Raw genomic sequence first — 16,404 nt, 5'->3', positions numbered from 1 at the left:
AGGAGGTGGGTCACTGTGGGCAGTTCGGATCGTCTGCTTGACGCACCGGCCCTGCGGGATTGGGCGCACACCGCCGTGAGCGACCTGATCACCCACATCGACGAGATCAACCGCCTCAACGTCTTCCCGATCGCCGACTCCGATACCGGGGCAAACATGCTGTTCACGATGCGTTCCGCGCTGGCCGAGGCCAACGCCGGGACCGGCGCGGACGCGGGCCCCGGGTGCGTTTCCCGGGTGGCGTCCGCCCTGTCGTCGGGAGCGCTCAACGGTGCTCGCGGCAACTCCGGGGTGATTCTGTCGCAGATCCTGCGCGGCATCGCCGACGTCACCGCGACCGCGGCGGCCGGCGCCGGCGGTGAACTGCCGCATATGGACGCGGCGCTGCTCGGGGCGGCATTGCGGCGCGGTGTCGAGCTGGTGATCACCTCGATGGGGGGGCGGGAGATCCCCGGAACCATCGTCTCGGTGCTGCGTGCGGCCGCCGACGCCGTCGAGGAGTGCGCGAACGACGGGCTGGTCGCGGCGATCACGGCGGCCGGCGACGCGGCCGTCGTCGCGCTGGAAAAGACGACTGAGCAGCTGGATGTGCTCGCCGAAGCCGGCGCCGTGGACGCCGGCGGGCGCGGTCTGCTGGTCCTGCTGGACGCGCTGCGGTCGACGGTCGGCGGCCAGCCACCCGCCCGTACCGTCTACGAGCTCTCGCCGCGCGCCGAGCCCACGTCGGCCGTGCTCGAACGGCCGACGCCGCAATTCGAGGTGATGTACCGGCTGGACGGCTCTAATCCGCCAGCCGCGACGGCCCTGCGGGACCGGTTGATGAGCCTGGGTGATTCCGTCGCGATCGCCGCCGGGCCGTTCACCAATCAGGCCACCTACTCCGTGCACGTGCACACCGACGATGCCGGCGCCGCGGTCGAAGCGGGACTGGCTGCCGGGCGCCTGAGCCGGATCGTGGTCTCGGCGCTGAGCGCCGGGACCGTCGGGCGACCCGCGGGTAGCTGGACCAAGGAACGGGCGGTGGTGGCCGTCGTGGACGGGGACGGCGCCGCCGAGCTGTTCGCCGGCGAGGGCGCCCACGTGCTGCAGCCCGACCCGGATGCGGGCGACCCGACCGCGGATATCAGCGCTCACCAGCTGATGCGGGCAGTTGTCGACGCCGGTGCCGCACAGGTGATGGTGCTACCGAACGGCTATGTGGCCGCCGAGGAACTGGTCGCCGGCTGCACCGCGGCCATCGGCTGGGGCATCGACGTGGTGCCCATCCCGACCGGGTCGATGGTGCAGGGGCTGGCCGCGCTGGCCGTGCACGAAACGGACCGGCAGGCGGTCGACGACGGCTACACGATGGCCCGCGCTGCCGGGAGCACCCGGTACGGATCGGTGCGGGTCGCCACCGAGAGCGCGCTGACCTGGGCGGGTCGCTGTCAACCGGGCGACGGCCTGGGCATCGCGGGCGACGAGGTGCTGATCGTGGCCGCCGACGCGGCCGGGGCGGCGATCGGCCTGCTCGATCTGCTGCTGGCCTCCGGGGGCGACCTGGTGACCGTGCTGGTCGGCCTCGGCATCGGCCCCGACGGCGACGCGGTGACCAGCACCCTGCAGGAGCATGTGCACGACCACCATCCGGGCACCGAGTTGGTGACCTACCGCACCGGCCATCGCGGCGATGCCCTGCTGATCGGCGTCGAGTGACCGACGTGTCGCTGAGCACGCGCCTGGACTACGTGTTGGGCGTCAAGGCCGCGCGCCCACTCGACGAGGTGTTCGGCATCCGCACGGTCGACGACTTGTTGCGCCACTACCCGCGTAGCTACACCGAGGGCGCTACGAAGTGGGATGCCGACGATGAGCGGCCCGAAGAGGGCCAGCACATCACCCTCGTCGACACGATCACCGACACCGACACGTTTCCGATGAAGAAGAACCCGAAGCGCAAATGCCTGCGCATCACCCTGGGCACCGGCCGCAGCAAGGTGACCGCGACGTTCTTCAACGCGGACTACCTCAGCAAGGGCCTCACCAAGGGCACGAAGGTGATGCTGTCCGGCGAGGTCGGCTACTTCAGAAAAGTCATGCAGCTGACGCACCCGGACTTTCTGATCCTCGACTCGCCGACCGGACGCAATCGCGGCAGCAAGTCGCTCAAGAGCATCGCCGACGCCTCGCAGGCCGTCAGCGGCGAGGTGTTGATGTCGGCGTTCGAGCGCAGCTTCTTTCCGATCTACCCGGCCAGCACCAAACTGCAGAGCTGGGACATCTATGCCTGTGTGCGCCAGGTGCTCGACGTGCTCGACCCGGTCGACGATCCGCTGCCCGCCGAACTCATCGCGGCCCACAGCCTGATGCCCGAGGACGAGGCACTGCGCGCGATTCACCTTGCCGAGGACGAGGCGCAGCGCCGACGCGCGCGCGAACGATTGACGTTCGACGAAGCCGTCGGCCTGCAGTGGGCGCTGGCGTCGCGCCGACACGGTGAGCTGTCCGAATCGGGACCACCGGCGCCGCGGCGATCCGACGGTCTGGCCGCGGAACTGTTGGGCCGCTTACCCTTCGAGCTGACGGCGGGGCAGCGTGAAACGCTCGACGTGCTGTCCGAAGGACTCGCGGCCAGTCGCCCGATGAACCGGATGCTGCAGGGTGAGGTCGGTTCGGGCAAGACGATCCTCGCGGTGCTGGCGATGCTGCAGATGGTCGACGCGGGCTATCAGTGTGCGCTGTTAGCTCCCACCGAAGTTCTTGCCGCACAACATCTCCGGTCGGTCAACGACGTGCTCGGTCCGCTGGCGATGGCCGGCCAGCTGGGCGGGGCCGACAACGCGACCCGGGCCGCGCTGCTGACCGGATCGATGTCGACCGCGCAGAAGAACCAGGTCCGCCGTGAGATCGCCGGCGGTGAGGTCGGCATCGTCATCGGGACGCACGCCCTGCTGCAAGACGTGGTGGCATTCCGCAACCTGGGCATGGTGGTGGTCGACGAGCAACACCGATTCGGCGTCGAGCAACGAGATCAGTTGCGCGCCAAGGCTCCCGAAGGCATTACCCCACATCTGCTGGTGATGACGGCGACGCCCATCCCGCGCACCGTCGCGCTGACGGTGTACGGCGACCTGGAGACCTCGACGCTGCGCGAGCTGCCGCGCGGCCGTCAGCCCATCACCAGCAACGTCATCTTCGTCAAGGACAAACCCGCCTGGCTGGACCGCGCCTGGGAACGCATCCGCGAGGAGGTGGCGGCCGGTCGGCAGGCGTACGTGGTGGCACCCCGCATCGACGAGAGCGACGAGTCGGACAAGGGGCAAGCAGATGCACGCCCGACGGAGACCGCGTTGGGTCTGTTCGAGAGGCTGCGATCCGGCGAGCTGGCGAGCCTGCGGCTGGGTCTGATGCACGGACGGTTGCCGGCCGACGAGAAGGACGCGGTTATGACGTCATTCCGCACCGGTGAGATCGATGTGCTGGTGTGCACCACCGTCATTGAGGTCGGAGTCGACGTCCCCAACGCCACGGTGATGCTGGTGATGGACGCCGACCGGTTCGGAATCAGCCAATTGCATCAGCTGCGTGGCCGCATCGGCCGGGGCCAGCATCCGAGCCTGTGCCTGCTGGCCACCTGGAGCTCGGAGACATCGCCGGCCGGCCGGCGGCTGCGCGCGGTCGCCGGAACCCTGGACGGTTTCGCGCTTTCCGAGCTGGATCTCAAAGAGCGCCGGGAAGGAGATGTGCTGGGCCGCAACCAGTCTGGCCGGGCGATCAATCTGCGGCTGCTGTCGCTGGCCGATCACCTGGCGTTTATCGAAGCGGCGCGGGAATTCTGCACCCGGATGTACGAGGACAACCCCGACGATCCCGGATTGGCTTCGCTGGCAGCACAATTCACCGATACCGAACGCATCGAATACCTGGACAAGTCGTGACGCGCAAGACGTTCCTCTGGTTGTCGACGGCCGCGGTGCTCGCGGTGCTGGTCGCATACCAGACGCTGGGTTCGACGTCGGCCAAGCACGCCGAGATCGCCTCGCGGGCCGACGTTCCCACGGTGGCACCGGGAACCGATGTGCTGGCCGGCATTGCGGTGGCACCGCTTCGGGTGCACCACTACGACTACCGCCGGTCGGCGTTCGGCGACTCCTGGGATGACGACAACGACGCCCCGGGCGGTCGCAACGGCTGTGACACCCGCGACGACATCCTCGACCGCGATCTCGTCGACAAGACCTTCGTCGCGATCAAGCGGTGCCCAACCGCCGTGGCCACCGGCACCCTGCACGACCCGTATACCAACACGACGATCGCCTTCCAACGGGGCGCGAAGGTCGGCGAATCCGTGCAGATCGACCACATCGTCCCGCTTGCCTACGCGTGGGACATGGGGGCTTCCGGCTGGCCGGATGCCGAGCGGCGGCGGTTCGCCAACGACCCGGCCAACCTGCTGGCCGTGCAGGGTCAGGCCAATCAGGACAAGGGCGACCTGCCGCCGGCGTTATGGATGCCGCCCAATCGCGCGTTCGCCTGCCAGTACGCGATGCAGTTCATCGCGGTGCTGCGCGGTTACCAGCTGCCGGTGGATCAGGCGTCGGCGGGCGCGCTGCGTCAGGCCGCCGCCACCTGCCCGGCGGGACCTCGCTAGGCGCCTTCGTAGGTGTTCGGGTCCGGACGCAGCCGGGTTTCGTCATTGAGCGCGTTGATCGCGTCCAAGTGCTCGGCGGCCAATTCGAAATCGAACACGTCGAAGTCGGTGGCGATGTGCTCGGGGTTGGCGGAGCGGAAGACGACCGCGTTACCCAGTTGCAGGTTCCATCGCAGCAGCACCTGCGAGGCCGTCTTGCCGTATTCGCCCGCGACGGAATTCACGGTCGGGTTGTCGTTCAGCTTGCCCAGGGCCAGCGGTGTGTAGGACTGCGTCACAACATTGTGCCGCGCGTTTGTCTTGCGCATGTCGTCCTGGTTGAGCAGTGGGTGCAACTCGATCTGATTGACGGCCGGCGTCGTGAAGACCAGGTCGATGACCATCTCCAGGTATTCCTCGGTGAAGTTGGCGACACCGATGGAACGGGTGTGTCCGGTGGAGCGCAGCTGAAGCAGCCCCCCGAAGGAGTCCACATACTTGCCGAGCGCGGCGGCCGGCCAGTGAATCAGGTACAGGTCCAGGTAATCCAGGCCCAGCCGTTCGAGGCTGGCCTCGCAGGCATCCTGCGCCCCTTTGAGCCCCTGGTCGGCGGTGGCGAGCTTGGTGGTGACGAACAGGTCCGCGCGGGGGATCCCGGAAGCGGCTATGGCGCGCCCGACGGCGGCTTCATTGCCGTAGGCCGTGGCAGTGTCGATCAGCCGGCAGCCCATTTCCAGTGCTGCCGATACAGCACGTTCTGTCTCGTCCTCCGACAACTCCGCGACGCCGAGGCCGAGCACCGGCATCGTGTTCTCGTCGTTAAGAGTGATCGAGGGTACGGCGAGTCCCGCGTCGCCAGTCAACGTCATTCACCTACCTGTGAAACTGAAAGTTCGTGGATCAGGACCAAGCCGTGTGCCGTCGTCGAGCGAGGAAATCGTCGCCATTTCATCGGCGGTGAGTTCGAAATCGAACACGTCGAAGTTGCTCGCAATCCGTGCAGGGTTGACCGACTTGGGGATGACGATATTACCGAGCTGTATATGCCATCTGATCAACACCTGGGCTGGTGTCCGCCCACGTCCTTCGGCGACGGCCGCGACGGTGGGGTGTGTCAGCAGCGCTCCTTGCCCCAGCGGTGCCCACGCCTCGGTCGCGATTCCGTGCTGGGCGTGCACTTTTCGCAATTCCGTCTGCGGAAAACGGGGATGCAACTCGACCTGATTGACGGCGGGAACAATGCCGATGGCATCGATGAGAACCATCAAATGCTCGGGCTCGAAATTGCTGACTCCGATGGAGCGGATCCGGCCCTGGTCGCGCAGGTGGGCGAAAGCCTTGAAGGTTTCGACGAACTTGCCCAGCGCCGGCATCGGCCAATGGATCAGGTAGAGGTCCAGGTAGTCGAGGCCGAGGCGGTCCATGCTGGCATCGAACGCCGTCAGGGTGCTGTCGTAGCCCTGCTCGGAGTTCCACAGCTTGGTCACCACGTAGAGTTGATCGCGCGGCACGTCGGACTCGGCAACCGCGCGCCCGGTTTCCCGTTCATTGCGGTAGGCGGCGGTGTCGATATGCCGGTACCCGGCTTGCAGCGCTGTACTCACCGCCTGCTCGGTCTCTGCCGGAGGGACCTGGAAGACTCCGAACCCGACGGCGGGGATCGCGTGACCGTCATTGAGGGTGACTACGTTTTTTTCAAGGGGGCCGGACATGACACAGAGTCTGCCAGGCGCACCGGGGCTGCATCTGGAAGCCAGGCGCGCATCGACTCGCTGGGGCGGTCGCATGCAAGACGTCGTCACCAACGTTGGCGTCAAGGTCATTCCGTGGATTCCGACTCCGGCCAAGCGGGTGATGTTCGGCGGCCGCTCGATCATCATCGACGGCAACACGCTCGATCCCACCCTGCAGCTGATGTTGTCTGGCATGCGGCTCGGCGGTATCGACGGCTTGGCCGTCAACGCCGACCCGGCGGCGTCTCGCGCGCAGATGCGTCAGTCGCTGCTGTCGCTGCCCGGCCCGCAGATACACGTCACGGTCGACGACCTGACCATTCCCGGGCCCGCCGGCGAGATCGGGGCGCGGCATTACCGCCCCGCCAGCGGTACGGCGTCGGACTTGCTCGTCTTCTATCACGGCGGGGCCTGGGTGCTCGGCGACCTGGACACCGCCGATGCGCTGTGCCGGTTGACCTGCCGTGACGCGGGTGTCCACGTGTTGTCGATCGACTACCGGCTGGCCCCCGAGCATCCGGCGCCGGCCGCGATCGACGACGCCTACGCGGCGTTCAAGTGGGCCTGCGAGCACGCCGCCGAGCTCGGCGCGACCCCGGGCGTGTCGCGGTCGGTGGAGACAGCGCGGGCGGCAACCTGGCCGCGCTGGTGTGCCACCTGACGCGCGACGAGGGTGGCCCGGCGCCGCTGTTGCAGTGGCTGATCTACCCGCGGACCGACTTCACCGCGCAGACCCGGTCGCTGGGCCTGTTTGCCCGCGGTTTCCTGCTGACCAAGCGGGACATCGACTGGTTCACCGCCCAGTACCTGCGCGGCACCGGCATCGACGAGGGGGACCCGCGGGTATCGCCGCTGCTGGCCGAGTCGCTGTCCGGGCTGGCGCCCGCGCTGATCGCCGTTGCGGGATTCGATCCGTTGCGCGACGAGGGCGAGCGCTACGCGACGGCGCTGCAGGCCGCGGGCACCGCGGTGGACCTGCGGTGCCTGGGTTCGCTGACGCACGGTTTCGCCAGCCTGTTTCAGCTCGGGGGCGGCAGCGCGGCCGCAACCAGCGATCTGATTTCTGCCCTGCGCGCCCACCTGAGCCGGGCCTGATTTGCCGGGGCGCGCTCGCCGGTAATCTAGAAGCGCTGTCTGCGGCTTACGGACACGCCCGCTAGCCGACCCAAACACAGAAGGATCACCGAAGCTGTGGCCGACAAATCGAAACGTCCCCCCCGATTCGACCTGAAGGCGTCAGACGGGAAGTCCGGCCGGCTGATTCAGATCGGCGGCACCGCATTCATCATCGTCTTCGCGGTCGCGCTGGTGTTCTACATCGTGACGTCGCATCACGACAAGAAGGGCGGCGTCGGCGGTCAGGGCGACACGGTCCGGGTGACGTCGAGCAAGCTGGTCACTCAGCCCGGGACCACCAACCCCAAGGCCGTCGTGACGTTCTACGAGGATTTCCTCTGCCCGGCCTGCGGTAACTTCGAGCGCACGTTCGGACCGACGGTGTCCAAGCTGATCGACGCCGGCGCCATTGCGGCCGACTACTCGATGGTCGCGATCCTCGACAGTTCCAAGAGTCAGAACTATTCGTCGCGGGCCGGGTCGGCGGCATTGTGCGTCGCCGACGAGAACATGGATGCGTTCCGGCGCTTTCACGCCGCGCTGTTCAGCAAGGGCGTCCAGCCCGACGAGCGGGGGCCCGACTTCCCCGATAACGCGAAGTTGATCGAGCTGGCCCGCGAGGCCGGCGTCGTCGGCAAGGTGCCGGACTGCATCAACAGCGGGAAGTACCTGACCAAGGTCACCGGGGAAGCCTCCGCCGCGGGCATCACCGCGACCCCGACGATCAAGATCAACGGCGAAAACTACGACCCGTCGACGCCCGATGCGCTGGTCGCCAAGATCAAGACCATCGTCGGTGACGTTCCGGGCATCGACACGGCCGTCGCTCCCGCGGCTTCGTGACGGTTACGGTGTCGGTCGAACCAGCCGAGCGATCCGGCGAACCGACACTGGTTTCGACGCGTGACTCGTCGGTACCGACGCGCAGCGCTTGGTGGGTGCTGATCGCCGGTGCGGTCGGGTTGATCTCGTCGATGACGCTGACGGTGGAGAAGATCGACATCCTGCGCAATCCGTCGTACGTGCCGTCGTGCAACGTGAATCCGATCATCTCGTGCGGCTCGGTGATGGTCACGCCGCAAGCGTCGGTGCTGGGATTCCCGAACCCACTGCTCGGCATCGTGGCGTTCACCGTGGTATTGGTGGTCGGCGTGCTTGCCGTGGCGAAAGTGTCCATACCCCAATGGTTTTGGTCAGTGCTGGCGGCCGGTTTGCTGGTCGGCGCGGTGTTTGTGCATTGGCTGATCTACGAGAGCCTGTACCGGATCGGAGCGTTGTGCCCCTACTGCATGGTCGTCTGGGCGATGACGATCACGCTGCTGGTGGTGGTCGGGTCCATCGCGTTTGGCCCGGTACTCGACCGCAGCGCGGCGGTACGGGTGCTCTATCAATGGCGGTGGTCGATCACCGCGCTATGGTTTACCGCGGTGTTTTTGCTGATCATGGTGCGGTTCTGGGACTACTGGTCGACGCTGCTGTAAATATGAGGAGTCAATAGTGATCTCCAAAGTGCTGGTGGCCAATCGCGGCGAGATCGCGATCCGTGCGTTCCGCGCGGCTTACGAACTCGGCGTTACGACCGTGGCCGTCTACGCGTACGAGGACCGCAACTCGGTACATCGGCTCAAGGCCGATGAGTCCTATCAGATCGGCGACGTCGGCCATCCCGTGCGCGCCTACCTGTCGGTCGACGAGATCGTGGAAACGGCCTGCCGGGCCGGCGCCGACGCCGTCTATCCCGGGTACGGCTTCCTGTCGGAGAACCCGGAATTGGCCGCGGCGTGCGCGGCCGCCGGTATCACGTTCGTCGGCCCCGGCGCGGAAATCCTTGAGCTGACCGGAAACAAGGCGCGGGCTATCGAGGCCGCGCGCGAGGCCGGGCTGCCGGTGCTCACTTCCTCGGCGCCGTCGGCGTCCGTCGACGAGCTGGTTTCGGCCTTGGAGTCTGGTGAGGCGGACATGCGGTTTCCGTTGTTCGTCAAGGCCGTTGCCGGTGGCGGGGGGCGAGGCATGCGCCGCGTCACCGACATCGATGCGCTGCGCGAAGCGATCGAGGCCGCCAGTCGTGAGGCCGAATCGGCGTTCGGCGACTCGACGGTCTATCTCGAGCAGGCGGTGATCAAACCACGCCACATCGAGGTGCAGATCCTGGGCGATACCGCCGGCAATGTGATCCATCTGCACGAGCGCGACTGCAGCGTGCAGCGTCGCCACCAGAAGGCTATCGAATTGGCGCCCGCGCCAAACCTTTCCGCCGAGCTGCGCGACAAGATCTGCGCCGACGCCGTGTCCTTCGCTCGGCACATCGGGTACAGCTGCGCGGGCACCGTGGAGTTCCTGCTGGACGAGAGCGGACACTACGTCTTCATCGAGATGAATCCGCGGATTCAGGTCGAGCACACCGTGACCGAGGAGATCACCGACGTCGACCTGGTGTCCAGCCAGTTGCGCATCGCCTCCGGTGAGACGCTGGAGGATCTGGGCCTGCGACAGGAGAACATCCGGCCACACGGCGCCGCGCTGCAATGCCGGATCACCACCGAAGATCCGGCCAACGGGTTCCGCCCCGACACCGGCAGGATCAGCACCTACCGCAGTCCCGGGGGTGCCGGCATCCGGCTGGACGGCAGCACCAACCTCGGCGCGGAGATCAGCGCGCACTTCGATTCGATGCTGGTCAAACTGACCTGCCGGGGACGCGACTTTCACACCGCAGTGTCCAGGGCCCGTCGCGCCATCGCGGAGTTCCGGATTCGCGGGGTATCGACGAATATTCCTTTCCTGCAAGCGGTTCTGGATGATCCGGACTTTCAGTCCGGCCGGATCACCACTTCGTTCATCGATGAGCGGCCGCAGCTGCTGACCGCACGCGGCTCGGCCGATCGCGGCACCAAGATCCTCAACTACCTGGCCGACGTGACGGTCAACCATCCGCACGGCACCCACCCGTCGACGGTCTATCCGCACGACAAGCTGCCCCCGATAGATCCGGCCGATCTCGAGGCGGCGCCGCCGGCCGGATCGAAACAGCGGCTGGTCGAGTTGGGTCCCGAGGGCTTTGCGCGCTGGCTGCGTGAGTCGCCCGCGGTGGGCGTGACCGACACGACGTTCCGCGACGCTCACCAGTCGCTGCTGGCCACCCGGGTGCGCACCAGCGGGCTGATGATGGTGGCGCCCTATCTGGCCCGGACTATGCCGCAGCTGCTGTCGGTGGAGTGTTGGGGCGGTGCGACTTACGATGTGGCGCTGCGCTTCCTCAAGGAGGACCCCTGGGAGCGGCTGGCCACGCTGCGCGAGGCGATGCCCAACATCTGCCTGCAGATGCTGCTCCGGGGCCGAAACACCGTGGGGTACACGCCATATCCGGAACTGGTCACGTCGGCGTTCGTCGAGGAGGCGACCGCCACCGGCATCGATATCTTCCGCATCTTCGACGCGCTCAACAACCTGGAGTCAATGCGCCCGGCCATCGACGCCGTCCGCGAAACCGGTACGGCGATAGCCGAAGTCGCGATGTGTTACACCGGGGACCTGTCCGACCCGGGGGAGCGGCTCTACACGCTCGACTACTACCTCAACCTGGCCGAGCGGATCGTCGAGGCCGGCGCGCACGTCCTGGCCATCAAGGACATGGCCGGATTGTTGCGGCCACAGGCGGCCCGTCAACTGGTGAGCGCGCTGCGCAGTCGCTTCGACCTGCCGATCCACGTGCACACCCACGACACCCCGGGTGGTCAGCTGGCCAGCTACATGGCCGCCTGGCAGGCGGGTGCCGACGCCGTCGACGGTGCCGCCGCGCCGATGGCGGGCACCACCAGCCAGCCGGCGCTGAGTTCGATCGTCGCCGCCGCCGCGCACACCGACCACGACACCGGCCTGTCGCTGTCGGCGGTATGCGCGCTGGAGCCGTACTGGGAGGCCCTGCGAAAGGTCTACTCGCCCTTCGAATCCGGGCTGCCGGGCCCGACCGGACGGGTCTATCACCACGAGATCCCGGGCGGCCAGTTGTCGAACTTGCGCCAGCAGGCGATCGCGCTGGGGCTCGGCGATCGGTTCGAAGAGATCGAAGAGGCCTACGCCGGTGCCGATCGGGTACTGGGCAGGTTGATCAAGGTCACGCCGTCGTCGAAGGTGGTGGGCGACCTGGCGCTGGCCCTGGTCGGCTCGGGGCTCACCGCCGACGAATTCGCTTCGGAACCAGCACGATTCGATATGCCGGAATCGGTACTGGGCTTCTTGCGCGGCGAGCTGGGCGACCCGGCCGGTGGCTGGCCGGAGCCGCTGCGCAGCGCCGCACTGGAAGGCCGTGGGCCCGCCAAGCCCGTCCAGGAGCTCAGCGCGGAAGACGAGGCGGTCCTGGCTCTGACCGGCGCGAAGCGTCAGGCCACCCTTAATCGGCTGCTATTCCCCGGCCCGACAAAGGAATTCGAGGAGCACCGGGACATCTATGGTGATACGTCGCATCTGTCGGCCAACCAGTTCTTCTACGGTTTGCGTCAGGGTGAAGAGCACCGGGTGAAGCTGGAACGCGGGGTCGATCTGTTGATCGGGCTCGAGGCCATCTCCGAACCCGACGAGCGTGGCATGCGCACGGTGATGTGCATCATGAACGGCCAGCTGCGTCCGGTGCTGGTGCGCGACCGCAGCATTGCCAGCACCATCCCGGCTGCCGAGAAGGCCGAACGAAGCAATCCCGACCACATCGCCGCACCCTTCGCCGGCGTCGTCGCCGTTTCGGTGGCCGAGGGAGATCGGGTGAGCGCCGGTCAGACCATCGCCACGATCGAGGCGATGAAGATGGAGGCTCCGATCACCGCTCCGAAAGACGCCACCGTGGCGCGGGTGGCGGTGTCGAGCACCGCGCAGGTCGAGGGTGGAGATCTGCTGGTGGTGCTCAGCTGACCCGCATCATCGGTGGCGTAGTTGTTGGGCGCGGCGTTGAGCGGGAGTGGCGCGCGTGACCCGCATCGTTGGTGGTGTCGCCGGCGGGCGGCGCATCGCGGTGCCGTCGCGCGGAACCCGGCCGACCACCGATCGGGTGCGCGAGTCGTTATTCAACATCGTCACCGCGCGGCTGGATCTGACCGGCCTATCGGTGCTGGACCTCTACGCGGGTTCGGGCGCCCTGGGTCTGGAGGCGCTGTCACGCGGCGCGGTGTCCGCGTTGTTCGTCGAGTCCGATCCGCGCACCGCGGCCGTCATCGCGACCAACATCGAGACCCTGGGGCTTCCCGGCGCGACGCTGCGCCGAGGCGCGGTGGCCGCGGCGCTGGCAGGTGGCACTGCCTCACCGGTCGATCTGGTGCTGGCCGACCCACCCTACGACGTCGAGACCGCGGAGGTCGACGCGGTGCTGGTCGCCCTGAGCACCCACGGCTGGGTGCGAGGGGGGACGGTCGCCGTCATCGAGCGCGCCGCCGCCAGCGCGCCGTTGACCTGGCCGGAGCGGTGGACGCCGTGGCCGGAACGGATTTACGGCGACACCCGGTTGGAGCTGGCCGAAGTCGGCTGATCCTCCCTGCTACGTTGTTCGCTTATGAGCGGTGCCGTATGCCCGGGTTCATTCGACCCGGTGACGTTGGGCCACATCGACGTCTTCGAACGCGCCGCGGGTCAGTTCGACGAGGTGGTCGTGGCGATCCTGACGAACCCCGCCAAGAAGGGCATGTTCGACATCGACGAGCGGGTCGCGATGATCGAGGAGGCGACGGCTCATCTGCCGAACGTGCGCGTCGAGGTCGGACAGGGCTTGGTGGTGGACTTCGTGACGTCGCGCGGAATGACCGCGATCGTCAAGGGCCTGCGCACCGGCACCGATTTCGAATACGAGTTGCAGATGGCGCAGATGAACAAGCACATCGCCAACGTGGACACGTTCTTCGTGGCGACCGCGCCGCAGTATTCGTTCGTGTCGTCGTCGCTGGCCAAAGAGGTCGCGATGATGGGCGGCAACGTCTCGGCCCTGCTGCCGGAGTCGGTGAATCGCCGGCTGCGCCAGCGGCTGTCGGGCGATTCTGAATGAGGTTATTAATAGGGCGGGTCGTCGGGCAGGGGTGGCGCGGCGTGGTCGTTGGGGGTCCAGTCGGCGGGTAGTTCTTCAGGTTCGCGGGGGTCGTTGACCCAGGTGCAGAAGGGGCTTGTGCTGGGTGTGCCCTTGAACGCGAACAGCATGTCGCGCATGTGGTTTCGGAACTTGCGGGCGGCGATTTCTTCGTTGCGGGCTTGTTGGCGGCGGTAGTGTGTGCGGGCCTGACTGATCCGCGCGTGTCGTTGCTCGGATCGGTCACGTCGTGGCGGGGTGGGTGCGGCACACGCCGGGCCGCGCGGCTGTGCGAACAGATCCGCACCGGCGGGGTGGGTGCGATAGGTGTGTCCGGTGTCGTCTATGGCCAGGTGAGTTGTCCGGCGCTGCCGCTGGAGCGCATCTGCGTCGAGATCGAGCAACCGGGTCCGCGGGTGTGCCGCGCCAGCGCGTCGTTGCAGACGGATTGGCGACCGGTGCGCGACTGGCGGGCCGCCAAGCTCGGCATGCAGCCGGACGGGTTCGGCGATGTTCTGCACGGGGCGCTGCTGTCGCGCTAAGACCGGTACGCCATCGTCGCGGACCCAGCAGCGATGGCGGCGATTCGGGGCCGCCCGGTCTTACTGCTGGGCAATCATCAGGTGCAAATCGAATCGCTGCTGGGCACCACAATCGCGTCGTGGCTGACCGGCACCCAGGTCATGCCCATCGCTCACGCTAAACATGAAAACCGCTGGATCGGTCAGCTTTTGCGGCTGCTCGACACCGTAGCGGGCCGGCAGCTGCACACCATCCGATACTTCGATCAGCAAAACCCGCAGCAGTTCCTGCACCTGGTGGAACAGATCAAGAGCGAGCGTGGGGTGTCAACGATGGTGCACGCCGACGGAACACGGCATGTCCACTCCGGTCAGCGGGTCGAGCGACTCACCTCCACGTTGCTGGACATGGCGATCGAGATCTCGCTGCCGATAGTGCCGGTGTATTTCGCCGGGGGATTGCCGCAGCAGCCGGTGAGCCACAAGCTCGAGGTGCCGTATCGTCACGGCGCGCAGGACTATATCTGCGGCCGGCCGATCATGCCCGAGGAGCTGAGCGCATCGCCGTACGCGCACCGTCGACACCGCGTCATCGACGCCATCAACGGTCTTGCGCCGTTCAGCGATGCGCCGAATCCGCCAAACCTGGCCGTGGAGAACAGAATTGCGGCTGCTGCCCCGGGCGCAACGCCGCTGGCGTCGATCTGGGCGTGCATCGAGGACGCGCTGGACACCGTTGCGCTGAATTGGCGCGACGTGATCGACACCGATCAGTGGATGGCCACCCGAGCGATGTCGTAGCGGTCGTCAGTGATGATGGTGACCGTCTGAGGCCTCCGGGGAGCTGCCCATCATGCGGATCATCGGCATTCCGCCGGACGTGACGAATCGGACGACCAGCACCGCCGCGATGACCAGGAAGACGATATTGAGCCAGCTGGTGTAGTTCCACGAGATCGATGCTTCCATCACGGTGGCATTGCGCTTGGTTGGGATGAGATTTGTTGTGCCGAACAGCAATTCGACCAGATAGCCGGCGGCGACCATCGAGGTGTAGAACGTGCCGAGCAAGGTCAGCATCATCCGAGTGCCGTAATACTTCCGGTAGATGTTCAAGATCGGCAGGATCAACAGGTCGGCGTAGATGAACGCGATCACGCCGCTGATGCCTCCGTTCCACAGCACCGCGGCCAGCGGCACATTGCCGATCGAGCAGACGAAGGACACTATCGCCACGACCGGGCCGACGATCGGTCCCCACACGGCCGCCCAACCGGGGTCGTCGGCCAAAAAGAAACCTCGCCAAAAGGTTTCCGGTACCCACGCCGCGATCGCACCGGCGATCAACAGGCCCAGTACCAGGTCGCGCAGGATCGCCAGCCACTCCATCACGAACACGTGCGAAACCGAGGTGAAGCCCTCCGCCGACAGCAGTCGCTGCCAGAACGAGCCCTCGCGTTTGATGGACATGTCCATCGCGGCATGGCCCTCCATCGAGCCGACGAGTCCCCGCTCGGCCTGCTCGCGGGCGGCGTCGACGAGGCGGGACCGGACGAACAGCCGGAACAAGACGGCCAGGACGATAATCATCAGCGGGCCGCCGACGAACTCCGCAGCGGTGAACTGCCAGCCCATCAGCAGCGCCAAGATGATGCCCAACTCGACCACGAGGTTGGTGGAACCGATCTCGAATGCCATCGCGGCGGTGGAATGGGCCCCCTTGCGGAACAACGACCGGGCCAAGGCCACCGCCGCGTACGAGCACGACTACGATGCCGCCCCCAGACCGGCCGCTACCGCCAGGGTGCGCGGGCGGTCGTCGCCGAGCAGCGCCACGATCGTGGAACGCCGCACCACCGCCTGCACCACCGCCGACAGGGCGAAGCCCAGGATCAGCGCCCACAGGATTTCCCACGTCATCGACCCGGCCAGTGCCAGGGCATGCTCGATTGCTGCCAGCGCCTTGCCTGCCATGGGCCGCGTCCTCTCGTCTGTGTTGATCATCGCGTATGCGCGCGGATTACGCCCGTGCGGCGTATTTATGGGACCCGCGTCCAGGTCGCTCGGCGATATTGGCAGGTCAGCGACTTCGACGATTCGCCAACGTGGCCGCACCAGAACGGGTAGGTTCGTCGCCGTGGAGGTGGTGATGACCGCGGGTGCCCGCTCATGTCGGCCCAGCGCCCCGGCGGGGGTACACCCGACGCCGGAAAAGCGCGAGCCGACGGGATCATCACCGAACCGCGCGGCACTACACTCCGTCGAACAGAGCGTGGAGCCGATCGTCGGAGTCCAGTTCGGCGCGGTCGCGAAAGCCGTGCGGTCGCGGCACCGCGTCGCCGCCGCCGACGATCCCGCGGACATCCACCTCACCTTTGAAGTCTT

The 16,404-nt window shown here is 66.9% G+C and carries 11 protein-coding genes and 3 pseudogenes; 10 read left to right on the top strand and 4 right to left on the bottom strand.

From position 1 onward, the window contains the following. The first annotated feature begins 15 nt into the window (after positions 1-15). From G6N54_RS08910 to G6N54_RS08900, 3 genes are read left to right on the top strand one after another with little or no spacing between them, the layout of a single operon-like run. On the top strand, positions 16-1,695 hold the full coding sequence (locus G6N54_RS08910) for a DAK2 domain-containing protein (RefSeq protein ID WP_163789724.1): 1,680 nt from the start codon (positions 16-18) through the stop codon (positions 1,693-1,695). A 5-nt stretch (positions 1,696-1,700) separates the two neighbouring features. Beyond that, positions 1,701-3,917: an ATP-dependent DNA helicase RecG gene (gene recG / locus G6N54_RS08905; protein WP_163789723.1), complete on the top strand. Its 2,217-nt coding sequence runs from the start codon at positions 1,701-1,703 to the stop codon at positions 3,915-3,917. After that, positions 3,914-4,630, top strand: coding sequence for an HNH endonuclease family protein (locus tag G6N54_RS08900; RefSeq protein WP_163789722.1), 717 nt, complete (start codon positions 3,914-3,916; stop codon positions 4,628-4,630). Before recG ends, G6N54_RS08900 begins: the two co-directional genes overlap by 4 nt. Here the strand turns inward: G6N54_RS08900 and G6N54_RS08895 are convergent. Both G6N54_RS08895 and G6N54_RS08890 read right to left on the bottom strand, forming a co-directional pair. Then, positions 4,627-5,478 (bottom strand): aldo/keto reductase, encoded by an 852-nt coding sequence (locus tag G6N54_RS08895; protein WP_372513255.1) that lies wholly within the window; start codon positions 5,476-5,478, stop codon positions 4,627-4,629. The genes G6N54_RS08900 and G6N54_RS08895 overlap by 4 nt on opposite strands. Next, positions 5,479-6,321, bottom strand: a complete 843-nt coding sequence (locus G6N54_RS08890) for an aldo/keto reductase (RefSeq protein ID WP_163789721.1) — start codon at positions 6,319-6,321, stop codon at positions 5,479-5,481. Between G6N54_RS08890 and G6N54_RS08885 the strand changes: the two are divergent. The 6 genes and pseudogenes from G6N54_RS08885 to coaD all read left to right on the top strand — a co-directional run bounded on the left by G6N54_RS08885 (position 6,320) and on the right by coaD (position 13,480). Next, positions 6,320-7,437: pseudogene (locus tag G6N54_RS08885) on the top strand (alpha/beta hydrolase). The gene G6N54_RS08890 and the pseudogene G6N54_RS08885 sit on opposite strands and share 2 nt — an antisense overlap. 96 nt (positions 7,438-7,533) lie before the next feature. Continuing rightward, positions 7,534-8,301, top strand: coding sequence for a DsbA family protein (locus tag G6N54_RS08880; RefSeq protein ID WP_163789720.1), 768 nt, complete (start codon positions 7,534-7,536; stop codon positions 8,299-8,301). An 8-nt stretch (positions 8,302-8,309) separates the two neighbouring features. Beyond that, the gene (locus G6N54_RS08875) at positions 8,310-8,939 is read left to right on the top strand and encodes a vitamin K epoxide reductase family protein (protein ID WP_232073524.1); all 630 of its coding nucleotides are present in this window, start codon (positions 8,310-8,312) and stop codon (positions 8,937-8,939) included. A gap of 16 nt (positions 8,940-8,955) precedes the next feature. After that, positions 8,956-12,360: a pyruvate carboxylase gene (locus G6N54_RS08870; protein WP_163789718.1), complete on the top strand. Its 3,405-nt coding sequence runs from the start codon at positions 8,956-8,958 to the stop codon at positions 12,358-12,360. A gap of 55 nt (positions 12,361-12,415) precedes the next feature. Beyond that, positions 12,416-12,970, top strand: a complete 555-nt coding sequence (gene rsmD / locus G6N54_RS08865) for a 16S rRNA (guanine(966)-N(2))-methyltransferase RsmD (protein WP_163789717.1) — start codon at positions 12,416-12,418, stop codon at positions 12,968-12,970. A 24-nt stretch (positions 12,971-12,994) separates the two neighbouring features. Further along, entirely contained in the window at positions 12,995-13,480 is a 486-nt protein-coding gene (coaD, locus tag G6N54_RS08860) for a pantetheine-phosphate adenylyltransferase (protein WP_163789716.1), read from the top strand. Between the two features lie 5 nt (positions 13,481-13,485). Here the strand turns inward: coaD and G6N54_RS08855 are convergent. Next, positions 13,486-13,836, bottom strand: a pseudogene (locus G6N54_RS08855) (HNH endonuclease signature motif containing protein); the annotation flags it as partial. Positions 13,837-14,073: 237 nt separating this feature from the next. Here G6N54_RS08855 and G6N54_RS08850 point away from each other — a divergent pair. Further along, positions 14,074-14,820, top strand: coding sequence for a hypothetical protein (locus G6N54_RS08850; RefSeq protein ID WP_163789715.1), 747 nt, complete (start codon positions 14,074-14,076; stop codon positions 14,818-14,820). Positions 14,821-14,826: 6 nt separating this feature from the next. Here G6N54_RS08850 and G6N54_RS08845 read toward each other — a convergent pair. Then, positions 14,827-15,993, bottom strand: a pseudogene (locus G6N54_RS08845) (permease). Positions 15,994-16,404 lie beyond the last annotated feature (411 nt).

Origin of the sequence: Mycobacterium stomatepiae (genome assembly GCF_010731715.1) — a bacterium.
In the GTDB taxonomy this organism is placed as follows: domain Bacteria; phylum Actinomycetota; class Actinomycetes; order Mycobacteriales; family Mycobacteriaceae; genus Mycobacterium; species Mycobacterium stomatepiae.
The sequence above is the reverse complement of the archived record's forward strand: the minus strand, read 5'-3'. Positions and strand labels throughout refer to the sequence as shown.

Bases quoted from the DNA above. Each gene is read 5' to 3' on its own strand.
- G6N54_RS08890 (WP_163789721.1), bottom strand. From the start codon at position 6,321: ATGTCCGGCCCCCTTGAAAAAAACGTAGTCACCCTCAATGACGGTCAC.
- G6N54_RS08850 (WP_163789715.1), top strand. From the start codon at position 14,074: ATGGCGGCGATTCGGGGCCGCCCGGTCTTACTGCTGGGCAATCATCAG.
- coaD (WP_163789716.1), top strand. From the start codon at position 12,995: ATGAGCGGTGCCGTATGCCCGGGTTCATTCGACCCGGTGACGTTGGGC.
- G6N54_RS08895 (WP_372513255.1), bottom strand. From the start codon at position 5,478: ATGACGTTGACTGGCGACGCGGGACTCGCCGTACCCTCGATCACTCTT.